Origin of the sequence: Scandinavium sp. NPDC088450 (assembly GCF_044900545.1) — a bacterium.
Lineage (GTDB): Bacteria > Pseudomonadota > Gammaproteobacteria > Enterobacterales > Enterobacteriaceae > Scandinavium.
Window position 1 is genome coordinate 48,767 of record NZ_JBJDNI010000027.1, and the last position, 18,995, is coordinate 67,761.

24 protein-coding genes are annotated in these 18,995 nt (G+C 54.2%); 2 read left to right on the forward strand and 22 right to left on the reverse strand.

The genetic code is table 11. The features are described from left to right. Nucleotides 1–70: 70 nt before the first annotated feature. From traF (ACI2I2_RS19905) to ACI2I2_RS20005, 21 genes are all read right to left on the reverse strand, one after another. Nucleotides 71–682, reverse strand: a complete 612-nt coding sequence (gene traF / locus ACI2I2_RS19905; RefSeq protein WP_404659500.1) for a conjugal transfer protein TraF — start codon at nt 680–682, stop codon at nt 71–73. Further along, nucleotides 679–897: a hypothetical protein gene (locus tag ACI2I2_RS19910; protein ID WP_404659502.1), complete on the reverse strand. Its 219-nt coding sequence runs from the start codon at nt 895–897 to the stop codon at nt 679–681. The genes traF (ACI2I2_RS19905) and ACI2I2_RS19910 overlap by 4 nt, the downstream gene beginning before the upstream one ends. Before the next feature lie 3 nt (nt 898–900). After that, entirely contained in the window at nt 901–1,290 is a 390-nt protein-coding gene (locus ACI2I2_RS19915; protein WP_404659503.1) for a hypothetical protein, read from the reverse strand. 11 nt (nt 1,291–1,301) lie between these two features. Further along, nucleotides 1,302–2,087 (reverse strand): type-F conjugative transfer system pilin assembly protein TraF, encoded by a 786-nt coding sequence (gene traF / locus ACI2I2_RS19920; RefSeq protein ID WP_404659505.1) that lies wholly within the window; start codon nt 2,085–2,087, stop codon nt 1,302–1,304. Nucleotides 2,088–2,089: 2 nt separating this feature from the next. After that, complete coding sequence (gene traN / locus ACI2I2_RS19925) at nt 2,090–3,967, reverse strand: type-F conjugative transfer system mating-pair stabilization protein TraN (RefSeq protein ID WP_404659506.1); 1,878 nt, start codon at nt 3,965–3,967, stop codon at nt 2,090–2,092. Then, nucleotides 3,964–4,578, reverse strand: coding sequence for a type-F conjugative transfer system pilin assembly protein TrbC (trbC, locus tag ACI2I2_RS19930; RefSeq protein WP_404659508.1), 615 nt, complete (start codon nt 4,576–4,578; stop codon nt 3,964–3,966). Before trbC ends, traN begins: the two co-directional genes overlap by 4 nt. Before the next feature lie 11 nt (nt 4,579–4,589). Beyond that, nucleotides 4,590–5,591, reverse strand: a complete 1,002-nt coding sequence (gene traU, locus ACI2I2_RS19935; protein ID WP_404659509.1) for a conjugal transfer pilus assembly protein TraU — start codon at nt 5,589–5,591, stop codon at nt 4,590–4,592. 115 nt (nt 5,592–5,706) lie between these two features. Then, entirely contained in the window at nt 5,707–5,913 is a 207-nt protein-coding gene (locus tag ACI2I2_RS19940; RefSeq protein ID WP_404659511.1) for a hypothetical protein, read from the reverse strand. A gap of 30 nt (nt 5,914–5,943) precedes the next feature. Next, nucleotides 5,944–6,903, reverse strand: a complete 960-nt coding sequence (locus ACI2I2_RS19945) for a hypothetical protein (protein ID WP_404659512.1) — start codon at nt 6,901–6,903, stop codon at nt 5,944–5,946. A gap of 2 nt (nt 6,904–6,905) precedes the next feature. Continuing rightward, nucleotides 6,906–7,277 carry a hypothetical protein gene (locus ACI2I2_RS19950; RefSeq protein ID WP_404659514.1) on the reverse strand — a complete coding sequence of 124 codons (372 nt, stop codon included), beginning with the start codon at nt 7,275–7,277 and terminating at the stop codon, nt 6,906–6,908. Continuing rightward, entirely contained in the window at nt 7,274–7,906 is a 633-nt protein-coding gene (traW, locus tag ACI2I2_RS19955) for a type-F conjugative transfer system protein TraW (RefSeq protein WP_404659515.1), read from the reverse strand. The genes ACI2I2_RS19950 and traW overlap by 4 nt, the downstream gene beginning before the upstream one ends. Continuing rightward, nucleotides 7,903–8,358 (reverse strand): type-F conjugative transfer system protein TrbI, encoded by a 456-nt coding sequence (gene trbI, locus ACI2I2_RS19960; protein WP_404659516.1) that lies wholly within the window; start codon nt 8,356–8,358, stop codon nt 7,903–7,905. The genes traW and trbI overlap by 4 nt, the downstream gene beginning before the upstream one ends. Continuing rightward, on the reverse strand, nt 8,340–10,961 hold the full coding sequence (gene traC, locus ACI2I2_RS19965) for a type IV secretion system protein TraC (RefSeq protein WP_404659518.1): 2,622 nt from the start codon (nt 10,959–10,961) through the stop codon (nt 8,340–8,342). Before traC ends, trbI begins: the two co-directional genes overlap by 19 nt. A gap of 49 nt (nt 10,962–11,010) precedes the next feature. Next, nucleotides 11,011–11,550, reverse strand: coding sequence for a type IV conjugative transfer system lipoprotein TraV (gene traV, locus ACI2I2_RS19970; protein ID WP_404659519.1), 540 nt, complete (start codon nt 11,548–11,550; stop codon nt 11,011–11,013). A 108-nt stretch (nt 11,551–11,658) separates the two neighbouring features. After that, the gene (locus ACI2I2_RS19975; protein ID WP_404659520.1) at nt 11,659–12,387 is read right to left on the reverse strand and encodes a hypothetical protein; all 729 of its coding nucleotides are present in this window, start codon (nt 12,385–12,387) and stop codon (nt 11,659–11,661) included. Beyond that, on the reverse strand, nt 12,384–13,139 hold the full coding sequence (locus tag ACI2I2_RS19980) for a hypothetical protein (protein WP_404659521.1): 756 nt from the start codon (nt 13,137–13,139) through the stop codon (nt 12,384–12,386). The genes ACI2I2_RS19975 and ACI2I2_RS19980 overlap by 4 nt, the downstream gene beginning before the upstream one ends. A gap of 9 nt (nt 13,140–13,148) precedes the next feature. Beyond that, a complete protein-coding gene (gene traB, locus ACI2I2_RS19985) occupies nt 13,149–14,525 on the reverse strand; it encodes an F-type conjugal transfer pilus assembly protein TraB (protein WP_404659522.1) in 1,377 nt (458 codons plus the stop codon). Further along, on the reverse strand, nt 14,522–15,268 hold the full coding sequence (gene traK, locus ACI2I2_RS19990) for a type-F conjugative transfer system secretin TraK (protein ID WP_404659524.1): 747 nt from the start codon (nt 15,266–15,268) through the stop codon (nt 14,522–14,524). Before traK ends, traB begins: the two co-directional genes overlap by 4 nt. Nucleotides 15,269–15,287: 19 nt before the next feature. Beyond that, nucleotides 15,288–15,863: a TraE/TraK family type IV conjugative transfer system protein gene (locus tag ACI2I2_RS19995; protein WP_404659525.1), complete on the reverse strand. Its 576-nt coding sequence runs from the start codon at nt 15,861–15,863 to the stop codon at nt 15,288–15,290. 5 nt (nt 15,864–15,868) lie between these two features. Next, entirely contained in the window at nt 15,869–16,171 is a 303-nt protein-coding gene (gene traL / locus ACI2I2_RS20000; RefSeq protein WP_404659553.1) for a type IV conjugative transfer system protein TraL, read from the reverse strand. Between the two features lie 2 nt (nt 16,172–16,173). Beyond that, on the reverse strand, nt 16,174–16,578 hold the full coding sequence (locus ACI2I2_RS20005) for a type IV conjugative transfer system pilin TraA (RefSeq protein ID WP_404659526.1): 405 nt from the start codon (nt 16,576–16,578) through the stop codon (nt 16,174–16,176). A gap of 197 nt (nt 16,579–16,775) precedes the next feature. Between ACI2I2_RS20005 and ACI2I2_RS20010 the strand changes: the two genes are divergently transcribed. Next, nucleotides 16,776–17,414: an Arc family DNA-binding protein gene (locus ACI2I2_RS20010; protein ID WP_404659527.1), complete on the forward strand. Its 639-nt coding sequence runs from the start codon at nt 16,776–16,778 to the stop codon at nt 17,412–17,414. Nucleotides 17,415–17,446: 32 nt separating this feature from the next. Here the strand turns inward: ACI2I2_RS20010 and ACI2I2_RS20015 are convergent, their stop codons facing one another. Continuing rightward, nucleotides 17,447–17,839: a conjugal transfer protein gene (locus tag ACI2I2_RS20015; RefSeq protein ID WP_404659528.1), complete on the reverse strand. Its 393-nt coding sequence runs from the start codon at nt 17,837–17,839 to the stop codon at nt 17,447–17,449. Between the two features lie 609 nt (nt 17,840–18,448). Between ACI2I2_RS20015 and ACI2I2_RS20020 the strand changes: the two genes are divergently transcribed. Then, complete coding sequence (locus ACI2I2_RS20020; protein ID WP_404659529.1) at nt 18,449–18,991, forward strand: lytic transglycosylase domain-containing protein; 543 nt, start codon at nt 18,449–18,451, stop codon at nt 18,989–18,991. Nucleotides 18,992–18,995: the final 4 nt, after the last annotated feature.

An 18,995-nucleotide genomic window follows, 5' to 3' on the forward strand; every position in this document is an offset into this window, starting at 1 on the left:
AGCGTCAGCCAGCCGTGTTCGGAATGCAGTGATGCATACATGTGTGTATTCATGATGATATCCGGTTGTGTTACTGAGGGGTGACCTGGGTGCTGGCCGGTAAGGGCGGAAGGTCGCGAGGATCCAGCTGGTCAAGATCAGCCTGGATGAGGCTGGCATATCGCCCTTCCAGGACAGGAATATCCATGACACCCTGCGTGAGCGGGTAGGCTTTCAGAGTGGTGACGTTCACCATAAAGGCCGTCGGTGTGGCAATGGGTAATCCGTTGCCAAAAAATGTCACTATCTCGTCAGCAATGGGAACCGTGGAGCGCGGATCCGATTTTCGCGGGATCAATGGCACCGGAAATGACGGGTCTCCCCCACCATCCAGGGAGTAAGCCCAGACTTTGATGCCATGCTGGTCGGCCCAGCCTTTCAGTTGCGGATCGAACTTAGCGCTGTACTGACAGTGTGCCTGCATAAACAACACCACAGCGTACTGTGCCATATCAGCTACCCTGCCGTCCGGTAACAGCATCTTATAGCCCTGCTTTTCCACGGGTGCATCTGGCTGTGGAATGGTAGCGGTCTGACTCCCTTTCCCGGCCTCCAGTGCGGCAATCTGATCGCGCAAGGTCGGACCAGCGTGCACGCCGGCACTGACCAGCAAAAGACCCGCAAACAACCCTGTTGTCTTCATGACTGATGCTCCTCCGGTTGAGGAACATCAGCCTCTTTCAGCACTGGCCGACACAGACGACGGAGCACCAACAACAGTGCACACAGCCATAATCCATACCCGATCCATTTTACCGCAGCCTGAGACACCGTCACAGACAGCTCCATCGCTTCACTGAGGCACTTCAGCACCATGCCCCAGAAAAACAGGCCGAGTGGCAGACTTAAGGATTTCATGGCTTACCTCTCCTCAGATCGAAACAGCTTTCTGATTACCCAACCCGTCATTCCGATTAAGACGATGACCAGATACTGGCGGCGAATAGCGAAGTCAGTGTCAATAATCCACGCTCTGGCATCTATCGCTTCAGGCTCGCAACGCACAGGTTTACCGGGTTGTGAAATGGCCGGAAGATCAACTGGTGGTGCTTCATTGGTACGTTTACAGCTCATAACCTGTGTCGGGGAAGCCCCGTCAAGCAGGGTGCGGGCCGTCGAAATAAACAGTCCGGCAGGTGAGCTCATCAGCAGGGTCAGCAAAAACAGACCAACCAGAATACTGGCGGGGAACGTGATAAAACTGAACGTCACAGCCCGGTAAACCGGCGGTACATAACGGAGCGTTTTCATCGTTGGATCCTTCAGAAGTTGGGTTTGAAGCCGGTAGCCACATCGAGGAAGCGTTTTGCCAGGTCATCCTGAGTCATGAAGCCGTAAGCCAGCGCGCGATAATCCCTTGTTTTGGGTGAAACGAGGTACAGCGCGGGATACGCTCTGACGTTCATCGCCCGGCTCTGGCCCGTATCCTGACGAGTGTCAGGTACAGAGGGTGCCATCTGACCGTCAATCGAGACCGGAATAAGCGAGAGGTGATTGAGTTTTGCGAAGTCCGCCACCACCCCCGCCATCTGCACATCAACAGGATCAGCCCCCCGGTAGAAGTAAAACAGCCCGTATTTCTGAGCCAGTTCTCCAATTGCGGTCTGTCGCTGCTGCTGATCCCGCGTCTGAACATACGAAGCCATGCTGTTGTAATGCGGATATTCGAGGTTGTAATCCAGTTCAGGATGCCGCAGTTGTGCGGCGGCAAAGGACTGGCTGAACATTGACCCCCTGTCGGTCCAGAACTTCTGCCAGCGCAGGTAGGTCGCCGTGTTTTCCGCCGTGGGATACAAAATCGCACGATTCAGCGCCTCCATCGTATAGCCACGCAGAACCTTTGCCTGTTCAACGGCCGACAGTTTGCTCAAATCGGGCACGGCTGGTGATGGCGCGTCAGGTGACCGTGCAGCCACAGGTGGCGCGGGTTTCGTTACAGGTTCGTTGTACCAGTGCCAGCCTGTAAACGGGCTGGCTGACGGGACAATATCGTCGGCATACACCGGCAGACAAAGTAAAATGGCGAGTGTGGCAAAAAGAGGTTTCATTCTTACCCTCCGCTTTTCTGTTGCTGCTGAACCTGTGCTGCAATCCTGTCCTTAACCTGCTTCACCATGACGTCCGTATTCGGGACTTTCTGGTTATTCATCAGGTCTTCGTAAAAATCGGAGAAGTTGATTTTGTCGAAGTCGATCTTCTGCAACTCAGGGACGGTTATCCCCCGACAACTCGGATTGTCGCCAGAGCCAAAACTGACGCCTAACTGGTCACGTCGACCTTGTTCCTGAATGATGCGGGCGAGTTTCCCCTGAAAGACACAGTAAACCTGGCTTTTCTGCAGGCAAACGCCGATTACCGCGTGATCGCACCGTTCGCCAACACTGACCGTCACCTTTTTGGCCTTTGCTTTCCCCAGAGCCAGTTCGTCGCTGTTGCATTTGGACAATCCAACATCCGATCCCCAGCCGGAGTCTTTACAACAGTTGGAAAAACCCGCGGCAGCCTTACGACAGCTCATATCTTCGCCGGTGAAGGCGGTCACATTGACCGCATCCTGATTGGCCGCAACGTCATCTCCTGCCGAGGCCAGCCCCGCCAGCTTCGATACCGCGACATCGAAACCGTTGTCTCCGGCGCCGTTGGCGTCATCACAGGATCCCGACTGGCAAAAATAGGTTCCTCCGCACATCAGCCCGCCAGAAGAATAGGTTTTCTGACACTGCCAGGTGTAGGTCATATGCGTACACTGCCCGTCGGTCGACTCGCTGCAGGTCTGCTTTGACACGGTACATTGCGGATTACTGGTCAGAGAGCTACAGGTGCCCGCCGACGAGGTGGGCACCGTATAATCGTCTTCATACTGCCAGCAGTCGCTGTACACCGTGTAATTCTGGCCATTTTGCGTAACGGTACGGTTTCCGCCAGGCACTGTACAGACGGAGCCTGTTGCCTTGCCCTGGGACTTATTGAACGGGCAGGATTCAGACCAGGAAACTTCAGGAACCCAGTGGCTCTCCTGCGCCTGCACCGTTATCGTCATGGTTAACGCCGCTTCAGTTCCCGGGCTTTTGAACCAGTTATAGGTTTTTTGTGCGTAATCCCGGCAACGGGAGGCACTCGCTGGCAAGCAGTTATCGTTATAAATCGAACCAACCGGGGACTCTCTGCCCTGAATTAGCTCGTATCCGGCGGCCTGCGGCAACGGCCATGAAATATCATTTGCCGGGTCGGGGTTTTCATCTATTCCCCAGAAATTAATCACAAAGTTCATTAATTTGTCGTCAAAGTGTAATTGCAATGACGCGTTGATAATCGGCCCCGTATAGGGCGATGTGAATGAAAAATAGACGGTCCGGTTGAGGTCATAGGATAAATTCCAGTCGCCGTTGGTGATGGTGATGGTTTTCAGTACGGTTGAGCTTTCCATATGTCCACTCGGCGTCGCCGTGCGGGTGCAGGCTTCCACCGACGACACATCTTTATCGCAGGTGTAATTCTCAAAGGTCGATTTCGACACCGAGACCGATGTGCACTGACTGTTTGTCCCGTCCACAATACTACCAGCACTGCTTTCGGCATTTTTGCCGGTGGTAATAAACGTGGCATTGGGATCGATCGTCGGGGGTGGATTGGTGGTACCTGAACTGATCACCTCCTGCCCGGCATCGTTCGTCTGCAGATTCGTTTGCCCTTTGTCGGCAATGCCACCATCCCCCCCCTGCACACCACCGTAATAGCTGCTTTGTGGGGGATTGCTGGTATACCCCGGAATGGTACTGGTCACCGTGCCGGTATTACTGAGGCTCCCGGTCCCCTGAGTGGCGTTACCCTTTCCGAAGCTGGCGCCGGCGTTATAAGCATCCTGATTGTCATCGGAAAATGCCTGCAGCGACACCAGGCACACAAGGGTAGGCAATACCCATTTCATCGCGATGCCTCCAGCAATTCCCGTGCAACAGACTGACATTCCCCCTGCTCAGCCACTTTCTGCAGCATATCGTGAAGGGGCAGACTCCCCTTAATCACGTCAAAATGCCCGGGACACGTGACCACCAGGGCCGGTACAGCCGTAATGCCATACTGCTGAAAAAGCGTCGGATCTATCTGAACACCAATGTCTTTCTTCTTTTTGGTGAGCTCAAACACCCGCGAAGCGGTTTTGCGCAGATCGTTATCGATCCAGCCACGGATGGTGGCCGGGACGCCAAAATGACGGGCATCATCCAGCATCGGCAGCAACCCCGCCTCGGGGATCCCAAGGCTGACAAAATAGATAGCAGGAAACGCGTGCGCGCCACTGTCAGCCCCCTGAGAGCGACGCACATCATCAGAATAGTGGGGAACCAGGGACTGTTGCGCGGGAGGAAGATTGATCATCTGGTCTTTCAGACTGTCTTTGAACTCTGCCAGCGCCTGCTGCTGTTGCTTCATCCAGATCCTGTCCTGTGGCGTAATGGACATCGGCTCACCTGCCCGAAGGGCAGGCATCGTGACGCACAGACCGCTGAAAATCAGGGTCGTGACCAGGGCTCGTTTCATGGGGAAAATCCTTACGTATAGACGCAGTTACGTTTACGCCAGAGGAGATAACCAAAGTTCTTTTTCGATGTCGGTGTGCTGTGGGTGGTACCCCAAATCTGTGTGCTGGCACCGAACGCATGGCAGCTGCTGGTCTCGGGATACATATTGACCATCTGGTATCGCCATCGCTCTTTGGGGATGATCGGTGAGGGATATTCGTAGCAGACCGCGAGATCTGCCCCGACCGTGTTCATCACCAGACCTTCACGGTGCAGCTTGAAGGCCATGCGCTCGGAGACCAGAAGCGAGGATTCCAGCGGTGAAAATTCCCCGCTGGTATAGCCCGTCAGGGGATAAATCGATCCCTGCGCGCCCGCACACCAGAACAGTGGCGATAGCGGCAGACCGGCAGAACTCGATGCAGCATCAGCTGCGCAGGCCGCCTGGGCAATCAGGTTGCCAAACAACGTCGCTTCGGGGTTGATAATCATCGACAGCGTGCTGTCATTCCACAGCGGATCCACTTCCGATAAATAGCTGATATCCATATCCCCGCCCTGAAAACACCCCGCGCTGGTGATGATATTCAGCCAGTAAATCAGCGGGTATTTGTACCAGTGAACATGGTAGAAGGTGCCCGCAGCAGGCCTGTCACTCTGCCCCGCCGTGCCGGTGCCTGTGCGCCCGAGATTTATCTTAAATCCCCCCATGTTCACCATGACGCCAGGCTCCCGCGTCACATCTGACATTGAGGTGGGCTCCCAGTAACCAATCGCCAGCCCCATACGGTAGAAAATGCCATAGGGGCAAATCTGGATGGGCGACGCCGGATTGGTGGTATCCGGTTGAGGGCCATTGGCCAGACGGATACTGCCAAGCGACATCGGAAACAGGCATTTCCAGCACACATCCGAAATGGGGTTCACCCACCGACCATCACCTGCATTACTGGTATCCGCTGCAGCGGGTCGGGAGAGAAAAAGCAGCGGTAAAAACAGGGCAACAGTCAGTACCAGCATGCAACGACGCATCGTGCCTCCTGAAAAAAGCGCACGGCCGCCATCGCCCTGGTGACATCAGAGAGAATCATCGTGAAATCCTTAAGGGAGAGCCTGCGCGGACGCGCGGGCATCAGAAAAAAGAAGGTCAGTGAGCAGCAGCGTCCAGAATCACCTGATATCTGTCACTTTTTTCCATCCGGTACAGGGCAAGGATCCCTGCACGAATGAGAATGGAAGGCTTGACCAGCGGATTTTCCTGCAACATCTCTTCCATTCTGGCCACGGCATTATCATCGAAGCGGCTGCTGCGAATGGTCGTTCGCTTCCCCTTTTTAGCTGTCGTATTTTTCATCGCATGGCCTTGTTTAAAGTAGGGTTCACATCAGTCATCTGTTGCAGGCGAACTCACGAAGAAGGCGTAACCGGCATCATCATCGTATTGCGCCCCCTGGTGTTCGCCTGCACCAATACGCTCCGCTGCCTGTTCAATCCCGGCGGCCAGAAATGCCTGTGTGGTGTGACGGGTGCCCTGCGCCCTGACAATAAAATACCGGGAGGGTGATAAGTATGACGGCAGAGCGTGCCCGGAAGCGATATCAGCAGGGAGCGCCGTCCCGGCCGCATCAGGAAACCAGCCGGGTGCGTGGTCGCACAGCATCCGCGTCACATCGTAGCGCAATGTGTCATCAACCGTTTTCGATTGCCGTGAACCGGCAAGGGTGTCGGGGAAAGGATCGTCGCGAACCATTCTGGCAAGCTCTGACAGGCAGCGAACCGCATCCCGGGTGACTGAGGGCGCAACCATCCGGACGATAATTTCCACCTGGCGCAACGGGTAAGCCTGGGCAGCCCAGGCAGATCGCGGGGCAATAATCCATCCCTGACTGGCACACCCTTTGAGCAAAATATCCAGCCACTGTCCGGAAAAACCGTCCTCTTCACTCAACGCGGCCTTTTCTGCGATGGTGCTGTCACGCTGTTGTGGTGCCAGATATTTATCGCGCGCCATAAACACATGCCGGGCGATACGTTTGCGGACACCGCGGGGCAAAACAACCTGATGTTCAGGCGCACGGGAGAGCTCATAGCCTTCCTGGTGCAACGCGTTTTCCAGTGCCGCCAGCATATGACGGTAATAATCGGTATTGGCAAACTGATGCACCGCACAAGCATCCTCCGGGCAGCCAAAGAACGGTAAAGGCTGAGAGGCTGGTTCCGACTGTGGCAACGTCGACATATTTGCCTGAACCAGGGTTCTGATAATGGAACCGGCAGACAACCCCACGGCAATGCCGCCAATGAGGATAAACGCCACAAGACCGGCATAATCAACGTAACTCATGGCTATTGCACCTCGTCCTGCGACAGTTGTATGGCCCGAAAAATAGCATCGATGACACTCTCCTTCCGTATCCGGCGTTTCGACGCGGTTTCCTGTTCCAGCATTTTCGAGTGGATAGCATTCACGAGAAAGGTGGGAAAGCGTTCATCCCTGACATCCGGCTTGCTTAACGCGATACCGCTGACGCGGCCCCAGTAGATCCAGGCGGACGTCACATAAAACGGATCCCAGCCATTGAGCTCCGGATACAGCGATTTAAGGATCTGCGCTGTCCCTCGCGGAGACTTTGCCGGGACTTTCGGCGAACGAGCCGGACACTGTGGACGGTATGCTGCCAGTTCGGGGAAAAGGTCACCCAGGGTGGTGGCGGTCATTTCTTCTCTCCTGTTACAGGGATTTCTTCAATTTTGAGTTGTCGGTCATCACGGGTGACGCGGACAGGGGTATGTTCGAAACCGAACTTTGTGGTCAGCACTCCCGCCTGATCGAAGAAGATTTGTTCATCGAGTGCGTCGCTCGTCTCTTTGATATTCCCGTTGACCAGAATGATTTTAAAGTCGGTCTTGCCGGCAATCTGACGGCGTATCCAGCGGATTTGGTCCGGATTATCGCCATCGATAAAGTAGAGCGTCTGGTGATACGGGACCCTGTCCAGCGGGTTGACGCGATCCCCCTTACGCGCGATGACGTTCCCCTGCAGGTCCGTCACGGTTTCAGCAACGGTGAAGGTGGGATCCAGCAGGGACGCACGATAGTCAACAGCAGGGGTCAGGCCGGGCACCGCGGGCGGACGAACGGCATGTCGTTTCACCCGAGCGATGGCTTCACGCTTCAGTCGGGCCATCTCCCCGCTCTCTTCCATTGATTTCATCCGGTCCTGGATGAACGTCAGCAGATCCGGTTCAGACGGTGGCCAGAGTTGTCCCCACGTTCCCAGGTCTTTTGCCTGCAGCCCAAAGGCCAGTATTCCCAGTAGCAGCGCCAGTGGCGTGCGGCACTTCACTGGCCACCTGCCTGCATGCGCTGTGCAATATCATTGCGGATGTCCAGGGTGATATCGGGCTGGCTGCTCACCACGGCGGCCGCCACCAGAATGACGGCATGGTGGTTCGCCTGCCAGGCTTGCAGGCTGTCCGTCATGGCACGGTTAAATCGCATCATCAGGCGCTTCGACTGATTCTCCGGCAGCTTTTGCACCAGCGCCTGCTGAATAAACAGATCCATCGTGCCTTTCATATCAAACACAACCACCTCCGGCGCGACCGTTCTGGCCGTCAGCCATGCCGTGCCCACCACAATGACCGCCAGCATGACACTGAGCAGACCATGACGCAGAAGGGGGGACGCCAGATACCCGGGCCGAAGGCTTTCTTTAACCGTGTCAGGGGTGTCGGACGTCACCTTCCCGGTTGCATTGTCGGTGTTATCGGGCTCACTCATGCGGCTTTCACCCATTCTTCAAGCTCCTTAAGCTCAGGGCCAAAATCTTTCTCTGCCAGCAGATACGCGGCTTCCTCCGGGGTCGCCCCCTGTTTTTGTGCATCCTGCATAAACTCGAAATCGACACCTTTCGAACTGAACATCGCGCGGGTGACAGGATCCACAAACAGACGATGGAAGGAACTGACCTCTCCGACGTTGATCAGCAACGAGCTGAAGCCGGTATCGATAGCCTTCTGGAAGTATTTGATGACCTCCTTTTCGGTATCATTGAATTGCTCAGGGTTCTCGGCCAGGTAGGTTTTGAAAGCTTTGGCATCCTGCAGCAGCGTGATTTTGGTCCCGCTGTTGTTCCAGGCCGCCTCGGCCTCTTTGCTGGCCGTAAAGTCTTTGATGCCCTGCGTGATGGTGACAAAGGCACCACGGTGACGGCGCACCGTGCGATAGCCGGTTTCGATAAACTTCGCCGCCTGCGGGTTCGAGCCGCCGAGCAGACGCCAGGCTTCATCAATGATGCACACCTTCTTCAGGCTGCGCGGGCTGTGGTACATCTTTTGCTGAATCGACAGAATGAGTGAGAACAGGATGGCGCTCAGCAGCTTCGGTTTGTTCTCAAGGCTCAGAAGCTCCAGCACCGCAAATCGGGTTTCGCTGTTCAGGGTCGGCACATCAGCATTGAAGTACTCACCGTTCGCCCCCCAGGTGCAGTAGGTCTCAAGCAACATGGCAAGCTCAGCCAGGCGGGCAATGATGGTCGGTTTGCCGGCGAACTCTTCCTGAAGAGCGGTACTGGTCAGATACGCATGCACATCATCAATGCGGGCTTTGTCTTTTTTGGCCTCCCAGGCCGCTTCCACCGCATGCTGCAGGATGGCTTCGCAGACGCTGTCCAGTTTCTCCTGCGGACTGGCGAGCACACTCAGCAACAGGGCGATCCCTTCGGCGGAATCTTTAATATCTTTCACGCCATAGAACGGATTAAACCGCAGCTGCGCCCCGTCGAGGTAGACGCCGCCTGCCTGGTGACAGTAGTTTTTATAACTGTCACCCATATCGATAACCCAGGCGTAACCGCCCGCGTTCAGCACATCCCGAAGGATCCCCTGCGTCAGAAACGATTTTCCGGCCCCGGACGTGCCCGTGATGGCGATGTTAAAGTTGGTGGCACCATTCTCTTCGCCGAACATATCGAAAAACGCCACCTGATTGCGGTAGGTCGGTAGCGGCATACCGCTGTAAGAAAGGCTGCGTTCAGCCACCACCGGCATCAGATTGACAGCATTCCAGCTCTTACAGCGCAGTGTGGCACCGGTTGCCTTCAGGTCTTCCCACATACCTTCATGCATCACAAACGGCATACAGGCCAGCCAGTTACGCATCTGCTGATACTGAATGGTGGACAGTTCCAGGTCGTTTTTACGGAACACGTTCACCGCCGCCAGCTCACAGGACAATGCATCCTGATCGTTATCCGGCGCAAACAGCGTCAGGTTGAAATAGACGCGGCACAGCGCGGCTTCGTTCGTGCCAAGTTGTTCCCGCAGTGCGCGCCACTCCGCTGCCGCACGTCGGGTACCCGGAAACAGCTGAGCATAAGCGGAATTGGCTTTCTTACTGAGATCCGTATCCCGGCGGAACGCCTCTCCCTGGACTTTGGTCTGCTCCTCGACCTCCACGGTCCAGGTCAGCATAAAGGGACAGGGTATGCCGAGATCGGGAAAGCGCAGGTTTTGCAGGTTATCGGCGTTCTGCCACAACGCAAACCGTGTCGGCGGCTTGTTCAGCTGCATATTGATGACGCGGCACGCCGAGGCCGGTATACGTTTCGCGCGGCTTTCGGCGTGGTTGCCATCGGTATATTCCGGCAGTTCGAGGCGGATGTAATTAGGCCGGACCTTCACATCAATCCCGGCGTCGGGAACCTGACGATTAATCTCTTCGAACTCGTTATAACCCGGGCTCGACGACATCACCTGCTCTTCGCGGTAGTTCGTCAGCTCGCGCATCACCGACAGAAAATCAGTGATGGTGGTGTTTTTGGTTTCGATGCGCGCCGCATCCAGTGACACCTTGATCGTGTTGCGCTGCTGAGTGAGCTCATCCAGAACCTGCTGGTTGAGCTTTTTGACGGTACGCCCGTACACAAAAAACACCCGGTAATTACGCAGATAAAGTGGATATTCGCGCTTATTCGCCAGCCCCTTCAGGGCTGAACGTTCCCAGAACGCCCGGGTTATCTGATTGAGATACGGTGCCATATTGCCGCTCCACATATCCCGGCTCACCCCCTGGTCGATGCGTTCACCGACACATTTACTGGCCACCAGAATCACTGACAGAGGCACCTGGCGCGGGATTTTTTTGCGCAGCATGTCATCCAGCGCCGCAATGACCTGTTCATTAGCACCCGGCAAAGGGGCCGCTTCCAGAATGAAGCCCATCGTCCCGGTGTTGATAAAGAAGTCGTTGGCATCGTCGTAATAGCGATAGGGAAGTGCTGCGGCAAAGGAGGGGTAATCGTAGGAGTCCTGCAGATTCTGTCGGGCGACCCGGGCGCCGTCTTTCTCCTGGGTACTCTTCAGCAGTCCCATCAGGGTATCGACAATGGTTTCACTCATGATGCAAATCCTTCGTGGTTAACAGTCCGGACAGGCGGTTGTTGACCGCTCAGTCATCACCTTCAGAAATGACGCGATAATCCTGATCCCAGTGGGATTTGTTTTTCACAAATTCCACGACGGCAGGCTGATGCAGGTTGTCATCAGTATCTATCCACGGGGCAACCCAGAGGCGCTGTGTGGCATCGGGAATACGCTGTGCGACCACCCGACCTGCATCATTCGAACGCGGTGCAGGTCCAACCAGCAGGACGGGGGCCACAGGTTTACCGGTCAATGACGATACCGTGCTCGTTGTCGTCAGTGGCTTCACCGCGGGAATGCCGGTTGCTGCGACGGAGACGGGTCGGTAAGGACTGACCCCAGGTGCCGTGTTTTGCAGTGCCGGAAGGGGTTCACCCGCAGGCTTTTTTACCGGTGTACCCGCACTCAGGTCATCCAGACTCTTGCCCTGTGCCGCCAGTTTGTTTGCCTCGGTCATGGTCAGGCACTGGTCGGTGGTGGTTTTGTTGCAATCAAAGTCTGAATTCATACCGGCGCAACCGGCCAACGCGCTGCAGATAACCGCAGCACTGAACAGATTTTTCATAGGGATAACTCCAGGAGATGATGGGTTGAAGCGAAGGCTTCAGGAAAACTCGGGGGTCACGACAGGAAAGAGGTTAAGATCTGCGGAGCGGGGTCTGGCAACAGGGCTTCAGTGGCTGTTCATACCCTCCGTGCTAAAAAGTCGCATATCACTCAGGCCATCGGCTTCACAGCACATTACGGCGGCCATGTCATGGGCAGGGTTCCACGCCAGATTTGCGCTATTTCCCGTGCTGTCACTGTGAACGTCATTCAGCGTGCAACTGACGGGAACGGGTTTCTGCGCCATGCCCATGGCAGCAGTGACGACAATGTCAGCCTTTTCACCCGCATGAAACACAGGTGGATATGTCCAGTTGAACACCACATCGGAGAGCTCAGGTTCAGGTAACGGTGATGTTTCCGCCTTCTTCTCGCGGGTGTCGTTGATCTGTTGCTGGATCCATGCACGATCAGAGGAAGAGAGATCATGCTGGCTAAGCAGCCATACCAGTAGCCCGGTTCCCACCCAGCCAGGCCCGTGGCTTTCCTTTTCACGGATGACCGTCTGAAGTTTTTCAGAGGGCCGGGTTGTGCTCCTGTCCAGAACGGAGGTGTAGCCCCGGGAAGCATTGCCGGATGCTGGCAGATCCGATGGCGCCGAAGTCCGTGGCGTAAAACGCCCGTAATTTACCGGACCAGACGGGGCGGGCCGCGATGCGGCTTTGACCGCAAACCCACGGGATGAGGACAGACCCGAACGTTGCCCGGATATTTTGCCCGCTATCGCCGCTGAGCCCGCCAGGCACCAGACCGTAGTCAGCACCACACAACACAGCCGGAAAACCTGCATTTTCACTGAAGCTCCTTTCGGGCAACAAGGCCGTTGATGGTCAGAATGCTGTTGTCTGCCGCCTGCTTCTGGATCCACTGTATCTGTCGTGTGTTCAGAAAGAGATCAGGCTTATTCAGATCACCTGCAATGTAACAACTGCCGGTACAGCGAAGCTTCCAGAGGTAGGCGCTGCCAGGGTCATTCAGTTCGCTGTAGAGAGAAAACAACCTTGACGGTGCATCATTTGACCCGGCACGCCAGGCCATCGCATAGAAGGCAGCGGCTCGCAGGCTGTTCCTGACGGTCCACTTCCCCTCCTGTAACACATCCCCGGCCATTTCCAGCAGCGTCCTGTCACTGCGCGCGCCTGAAGACTGTCCGGCCAGCCGGATAAGTGTTGCCGCAAGCGTCGGGCGAGCGTCAGTAAACTCACTGACATCATCCCGTTCGAACACCAGTTCCAGGGCCTCCGGGTTGTTTTGTTTTGCGGCCTGCAACACCAGAGACGTACCGAATTGCCGGTATTGTTCCCGAACCTCATCGGATAAATCGTCAGGCACCCGGGATGACAACAACTCCCAGGCATGCCACGCGTCTTTATCTGCCAGCGCAGTCGCTTTGGCTGTGGCAAAGTGGGCCTTTTGCGTCTCTTCTTCTCCGGTCAGCCAGCCCGGTAATAACGTGCTGTACCCAGCCGCATGCCCCCGGGAGACGGGAAACACCGACGTACAGAGGGCAAGCGCCAGGACACAGGATTTCACTGACAATCGCAGCATAGATTTCCCTCAGTTAATGGTATCGCCAAGACGCAGCTGGCTTGCCTGACGCAGCACATCATCCGGATTCAGATTGCCCACCGTTGTGGTCGATGCGGTCGTGGGTGCCACAGCGGCAGTCGCCGCGGTCTGGACCTTCGTACCGGCAGACGGTGCGGCCTCTCTGGCCTTCTCTTCTTCATTGTCTTCCAGTGTTTCGAGGCGGAATCCTTGCTGGAAGACCACCGTCACCAGGTTGCCGGCACCGATATCAATCACCGGATGGAACTGTTCAGCCAGCTTGATCCAGTACTGACTGAGGTTATCCGCCGCTTTCTCCGCGCCACCGCCAATCCCCTGCTTGAGAATATCCATCCCGCTGACGCTGGCAGTCGCCCCCAGTCCCACCGCCGGTTTTCCGGCAGACAGGATCCCGGAGCCAATCCCGGAGATAAACCCGGCCGCACCGGCATAACCGATTATCTTGCCGTTACGCATCACCGGCTTGCCACGTATACCGCCCTTGCCCTGATAGCTGACATGCCCCTTGAACGGCATATCGATGTTTTTGCCATTTTTGAGCTTGCAACTGATGTTGCTGGTCCGGGCATCCCCACGTTCGCTGGAAATATCCCCCCAAATTTCCCCCGTCACAAAGCAGCCGTTCATGTCATATTCCTTGTTGTTCGGCATTTGCACCTTGCCGAGCAGACGAAACGTCACCGGATTGGTGTTCTGCTGACCGGTCACGCTGGCGTTGGCATCCGCGCCTTCGATCATCACCGCATCCGAAAACGAGCCGGACGAAATCCAGGGGAGTTTTGGGGCTTTTTTCTCCATGCTGGCATAAGAGAACGTTTTGGTATCGAGCCCGCCCAACGCCACCCGCCCCGATCCACCAGGATAAAATCCCGCACCCTGCCCGGGATTCATCCCCCCTGCCGGGGTCACCGCGTACTGCGGCGCACGAGTCTGACCGGCGGCCAACGCGCCCGGTAAGGGCACAGTCGGATCCGAAGGCGGTGTCTGCGGAGCATGTTGCCGAGCCTGCTCCTGCTCTTCCATCTGACGGGTCAGCGCTGCAATCTGGGCATCTTTTTTGGCGATACTGTCTGCAAACGTCTGTTTATCCTGCGCAACCTGTTGGGTCAGCAGGGTCATCTGACTTTCCAGTGCTGAGGTTTTTGACTGCTGTTGAGCCAGCGCGGATGCGTTCAACTGCGCATCAAAAGCCGGGGTAATCACGCCGGTCATATTCGGCACGGGTGTGGCGGGCCGGGTCTGCCCGGCCTTGTTGCTGTTGCCGAAATACATGACCCCGGCACTCGCAGCCCCCGCCACCAGCACCACGCCGATGAAAATGGCGAGCTGTCTGCGCTGCGTGAGTTTGTTGATGTTGAGGCTCATTGGTTGTTCACACCCTCGTCAGAGAAAATGACCCAGACAAATCCTTCTCCGCCCACATACAGCTGTCGGGTCGAGAGCATGACGCCCCGGACCCCTTTCTTCCAGAAATCCCGTTCCCTCAGAGTCCGGGTCACATACCCCGGGTTTCTCAGCCGGAAACGCACCACACGAAAATGTGATCCGACCAACTGGCGCTCTGCCGTCAGCGATAACCCGACATCTGGCGTGTAAGGTGCCATGCGGCTGACCGAATACTCCGTAAAGTCATCCGGTACGTCGCCCTGAGACACCGCCCTGGAGATGGCCACCAGGGTCTTTTCATAGCTCTGCCCTTCTTCCCAGGCCCGGGCATCATCATTTTTGCGCGCAGGTGGCGAGACGGGCGTGAACCGCAGCGTTCGCCCGGTTACGGGTCTGGGCTGCACATTCAGGCTCAGGGAAGCCCCCTTCTCTGTTTCCAGGAAGACCGTAAAATTCTGGGAGGTAAGCGGTGAGAAAATCAGGGCGCCGTCTTCGGTCACGGTCGTATTGCCGTCATAGGCCCCTGATGGGCCGCTGATGCGTGTTATCAATTCCCCGTCGATGACAATTTTATTGGGATTTGTGTTGCTGAGAACGGCGGAGAAGGAGGCATCGTTCTCGAATGGAATACCAGCGGGGCCAGTAGCGGCCCGAAGGCCGCTGGTAAAGAAACCAAATGCAACGAACACTGCAGCAGCTGCCGGTGAAATGCGAAGTTTCATTGGCAGTTCCTGTATCAGTTTACGTGGTGGTGGGTTTTAGCTCGGAGAACTCAAGAAGGCGGATGATGCCGTTCTCATAGGCCATGTTGATGCGGTAGGTTCTGAGCTGGTCAGGCAAAGCGGTGGTGATGCCGCCATTGGTGGTGGACGAAGACAGTTTAACCGTCATCGCCATGGCGCCATCCTCAGTCTGACTCAGGCTCTGTAGATCAAAACGGGTGGTGATCCCTCCTTTCTTGATGCGGTCGGCTTCCACATCCAGCACTTTTTTCAGCGCATCACGGCTCTCTGACGGAACAAACCTCAGCAATACCCTGTGGCTGGTATCGATGCTCTCCGGGCTGACAGACAGACGCAGTGATGCGAAAGACATCGCGAACATGCTGAGGGCGGTGGTGTCGCCCCCATAGGTGTTCAGTCGGTAGGGCTGGTTGTAGGCCATCGGGGTAATGATGGTGTCGCGGGTTTTATAAAAATGCCAGGCTAATGAGCCCGAGAGCACATTCCCGGCAACGCTCATCACAAAAAGTGCAGAGAGCGTAATAAACGCCAGCCCTATTTGTTTATCGCGGTTCCCCTTAATTTTGAATTTCACAGGAATTACGCCCTCCAGTGCCGGAAACCTGAATCAGGTATCTGGCGGAAGGTAACCTTAAAAAGAAAGGACGGGAGATGCCAGTAACAGAAATTCAGCATCCAGTAGGATCCCTGCCCTTTTTTAAGGTACCTGACCAGTAACCACAGAGCCGCAGAAGTGGCCCCCAGAGTGACAGACATACTGTAGAGAACCCCCAGCAGATTCAGCGGTGCCACCACAATAAATTCATCAATCGGAAGGCCAAAATAACGGGTCTGGTCGTTGAGGGTTTCCGGGAAAAGATATTTATCCAGTTCCCCGTTCATCATCAGCTCGCGATAGCAAAACCAATACGGGTGAAAATGATGCAGAGTACCAGTCCGAGAAAGACCAGTGGCGAACGGACTTTGATGTAGGTAAACAACGCAATCACAATTTCACCGATATAAAACCATTTCACGATCGATGAATCAGATCCGAATGTCGCATTCACCGTTGTATTTTGCGATGAAAGTAAATCCGTTCCTGAGGCATGCGCTATTTTGGTCAGCATCAGTGCCAGCGCAAAAGCACTGATAATATGCCAGACACGCCTTAATTCAAATTTACAACCTGACTTCAATTTATGACTTAAATTAAATTCACGCCCTAACGCAAATTTATTTCTGACGGTGCCAAAAAAAGACGCTACCGCCCGTCCCCTTCTGGCTAAGGCATTGCCATATAAACTCATCAATAAATCTCCGGGTTTGTAAACAATATTCAAGATACGTAAATCGGTGTTTACGTAATTGTTATCCTCCCATGAACTTAAAAAGTAAATCTGTGATCGCAATCACATCATTTTTAAAAGAATAAGAAACATCCGAATGCGGTCATGGGTACGCTTGTCTGACGGGCGTAGGCTCCGTGAGTCCGGAAACTAATGCTATGAAAAGTAGTGATAAAGGGTCAGAAATCCGGGGGCGACCAAGGAAGTTCGAACCGGGTACTATCGTGGAAGTCAGGCTTCGGGCACCTGAAAGCCTGCTGACAGAATTGCGTGTGTGTGCACGCATTGGGGAAAGAAGCATCAATGATGAAATCATTATTCGTTTACAGGTCTCCCTGAATTACCAGCCTGATAAACCCCTGATACAAACAGCACGCGCAGAAAGATTAATCGCCCTGGCCATAAAATTCGATGAATGGCTGGCAAAACAAACAGGAGAGCCTGAAGAAAATAAGAAAGCAGCAATACCAGTACATTCTGAAGAAGAGCGATTATGGGTATGGCGTGAAGGACAACGGATATTAATTCAGGGTAAGGCATCCGGATATACTATGCGTATTCCGGACAATCTTGCCGAAGAAGTCAGAGTCATGGCAAGAGTACACAAACGCAGCCTGAATGATGAAATTCTTACCCGGATCCTGAACAGCCTCGATTATTACAGCCAGCGCCTTCTTGAGCACAATGAGGATGCTCAGGGGTTAAAAGTGTTATGCTTAGAGTTTGAAAAATACATAAAAAATCAAATCAAAGAGGCTGAACTGACCTCCTTAGATAAAAGCACACCATCCAATTAGTCACAACAGAAACCGGCCTTCTGGCCGGTTTTCTATTTTTTTGCAGGCGGGAAATGTGTTTTTTCTGCGTCATGCTCAGCATTATTAATTGAGTTGATACTTTGTGAAACCAGTGCTTCAAGGTGCGACATCCCTTCGGCCCCTTTATCCCGAAGATAAATTTCTGAAATCAGCGTGGTCAGTATAATAATACCTTCACGCGAACCGGCGGCTTTTCGGATTAAATCCCGGCGATACCCTTCGAGGTCGAATCCGGGCCCCTCTTCCTTATTTTTGTAGACCATCAACCCCAGCCTGACGAGCTCATTAACCATATTGGAATAGTTTGATTCAGATGACGATGCGCCTTTCTGTCGCTCCACTTCAATAATAGTTTCAATTTCACGATCAAGTTTATCCTTAAAGTAAATACTTTTACGTGGCATGCTATTTCCTCAAATATCGATAACAGCGCCGCCCCGGCACTGTCACCTCAATTTATGGCAAGAATTATCTCACTAAAGAGTCTCAATATGGTGTGTGGATCCAGCGCTGTCAAGCCTGAAAGCAGGTTTATACAGGTGTGTGGATGAGGTACCAGGATGTGTGTGGATCCAGCACTGTTGGCTTGTAACTATTTGATAATAAGAGATACATACAATCAGCACACCTGTTAGCGCTTTTTTAGTGCTAACAGGTGTGCTGATCCGGCGCTGTTGTGTGTGCTAATCAGGTACCTGTTGGTATGCTAATTAGCACACATTTTTGCCTCAGACTTAAATCCCACCCGTTTTTTTAATCGTATTTTGATGAAACTAAAAGAGAAATCGGCAAGACGACGTCTTGCGTGGGGTGTGAGGTTTTATGGGTCATCAAAAAGCGGCACGTCAACAGCCCCTCAGGGGACCATTATATTATTTCGGCCAGGGTTGATATCCCCATTTTTAGCGCTTCACGCGCGTCTGTAGTGAATTAACTTGATAAAACCATTCGTCATGGTTATTTTTTAACGGCTCACGCTGTCGTGCATTTTAAAGGCCATATCCGGAGTTATTATGAAAATAACCACACTGGTTCCGTTGTTGCTGGCGGCAGCACTTCCGGCATCGGCTGCACCACAAATGTGTTTCGACCAGGCAGGAAAGGATTACCACATTGACCCGTTGTTATTAATGTCAATATCCATTCAGGAGAGCAGACTCAGACCCGCCGCAATAAATGCCGCGAATCATGACGGAAGTGAAGACGTCTGTGGGATGCAGGTGAACAGTTCACATTATGGCAGGCTGAAACAGTTTAATATTTCCAGAATCCGGCTGTTAAACGATCCCTGTATTTGCGTTTATGCGGGTGCCTGGGTGCTGGCGCACAATTTCAGATCGTACGGAAAAAACTGGGACAGTGTCGGCATGTATAATACAGGGCCATCACCCCGCCTGCTGAATAAACGGAAAGAATACGCAGGAAAAATCAAAAGTATTTATCGCATCTTACTGGCAAGAAAAATACTGCTGGAGCGTGAGGCAGAGAATGTCCTGCCGATTAAAACGGATAGTTCGCCCCTCAGAATAGCGGCAAAAAGCCCCCCCGAATCATAAAAAA